The 1,093-nt window shown below is 69.1% G+C and carries 1 protein-coding gene; it reads left to right on the top strand.

Annotation, left to right across the window (positions count from 1 at the left end; genetic code table 11):
- Positions 1–510, top strand: a 510-nt coding sequence (locus tag Apa02nite_RS33850; RefSeq protein WP_203828692.1) for a GNAT family N-acetyltransferase, incomplete at its 5' end; no start/stop codon positions are given.
- Between the last annotated feature and the right edge of the window lie 583 nt (positions 511–1,093).

The following is a 1,093-nucleotide window of genomic DNA, read 5'->3' as shown; positions in this document are numbered from 1 at the left end:
CTTTCCTTGTCCGGCTTGCCTTCCTGGGCTGTCTCGTCCGTCTCGTCCGTCTCGTCCGGCGAGGCGGACGGTATTCGGCTGATGTCGTTGCGGGAGACGACTCCGGAGGCCCTCTACGCCGCGGATGTGGCCGCCGCGACCGACGAGCCCGGCGACGCCCCGCCGCAGCCGCCGTCGTTCGCGACCTGGCGCTACGACATCTGGGACAACCCGGACCTCGATCACGACTTGAGCATCGCCGCGGTCCTGAACGGCGAGATCGTCTCGTTCTCGCTGCTGGCCCGGGTCGGTACCCGCGTCTGGTCGGACATGACCGCCACGGCACCCGCCCACCGCGGCCGGGGCCTGGCCCGCCGCACCAAGACCGAGGCCCTGCGCCGCGCCGCCGCGGCCGGCGTGACCACCGCCTTCACCAGCAACGACGAGTCCAACGCCCCGATGCTCGCGGTCAACACTCACCTCGGCTACCACCCGGTAGCCACCCAGTTCGCCTGCGTCGCCACTCTCTGACCCACCACCGACCGCCGCCCCCAGAAAACCCACACAAGGTCAACCCGCTTCGTTTCGGCACATCTCCCCGCCGAACTCACCCAGCGAGCAGCAGCGGTTGTCACAACGACCACGCCACGCCGATGGCTGCTCGCCGCTCGGGGCTGGCGAGCAGCGGTGGTTGTTAGGGCGGTCGCGCCACGACGATGTCTGCTCGCAGTTGGCGAGCCACGGTGGTTGTTAAGGCGGGTCGCGCCACGCCGATGGCTGCTCGCCGATCGCAGTTGGCGAGCAGCGGTGGTTGTTAAAACGGTCGCGTGACCACGATGGCTGCTTGCCGCATTCGCCCTGGCGAGCACCCATGGTTGCCGACCGACCTCGATCCCGCCGCGGGAATGAGCTCGCCCCGGCCGGCTGGTGCTGGCGGCTGTTGAACCGTGCGCGATAGGACCCTCAGCGCCAGCTCGCCTCGACCGGCTGGTTCTGAGGGTCGTCAAACCGGCCGTGATGCGACCCTGAGCGCCAGCTGAACCTGCTCGGCTGGTTCTGAGGGTTGTCAAAGCAGGTGCGACACGACCCTCAGCGCCAGCCGGGCACCACGCAA

Source organism: Actinoplanes palleronii (genome assembly GCF_016862315.1).
GTDB classification, from domain to species: Bacteria; Actinomycetota; Actinomycetes; order Mycobacteriales; family Micromonosporaceae; genus Actinoplanes; species Actinoplanes palleronii.
Note: the sequence above shows the minus strand (reverse complement) of the source record. Positions and strands in the feature narration are given on the sequence as shown.